Annotated in this window: 1 protein-coding gene; it reads right to left on the reverse strand. The window is 48.5% G+C overall.

The annotated features are described in order from the left end of the window. A partial coding sequence (locus tag MB09_RS16255) for a hypothetical protein (RefSeq protein WP_045081808.1) occupies nt 1–779 on the reverse strand: 779 nt, incomplete at both ends.

The following is a 779-nucleotide window of genomic DNA, read 5'->3' on the forward strand; positions in this document are numbered from 1 at the left end:
CGCAGTGTCACTGTTCGAGCAACTATTGCCATCAGTGTAACTATAAGTAACCGTAATTGATCCGCTAAGACCGGCTGGATTGAATGTAGCCGTACCATCTCCATTATTGGTAACTCCTGTTCCGCTCCAAGTTCCGTTGGAATTTGTCGGTGTTCCAGTTAGGGTAATAGGGCTTACGTTGTCGCACAACGGGCCGTAGTTTCCGGCATCCACTGTCGGAGCCGTGTTTACAAGTATGTTCGCGGTGTCGCTGTTCGAGCAGCTATTGCCATCAGTGTAAGTATAAGTAACTGTAATTGATCCGCTAAGACCGGCCGGATTGAAGGTAGCCGTTCCATCTCCATTATTGGTAACTCCTGTTCCGCTCCATGTTCCGTTGGAATTTGTTGGTGTTCCGGTTAGGGTAATCGGGCTTACGTTGTCGCACAACGGGCCGTAGTTTCCGGCATCCACTGTTGGAGCTGTGTTTACAAGTATGTTCGCAGTGTCACTGTTCGAGCAACTATTGCCATCAGTGTAACTATAAGTAACCGTAATTGATCCGCTAAGACCGGCTGGATTGAATGTAGCCGTACCATCTCCATTATTGGTAACTCCTGTTCCGCTCCAAGTTCCGTTGGAATTTGTCGGTGTTCCAGTTAGGGTAATAGGGCTTACGTTGTCGCACAACGGGCCGTAGTTTCCGGCATCCACTGTCGGAGCCGTGTTTACAAGTATGTTCGCGGTGTCGCTGTTCGAGCAGCTATTGCCATCAGTGTAAGTATAAGTAACTGTAATTG

It is taken from the genome of Aequorivita vladivostokensis (assembly GCF_000952855.1).
Classification (GTDB): Bacteria; Bacteroidota; Bacteroidia; order Flavobacteriales; family Flavobacteriaceae; genus Aequorivita; species Aequorivita vladivostokensis.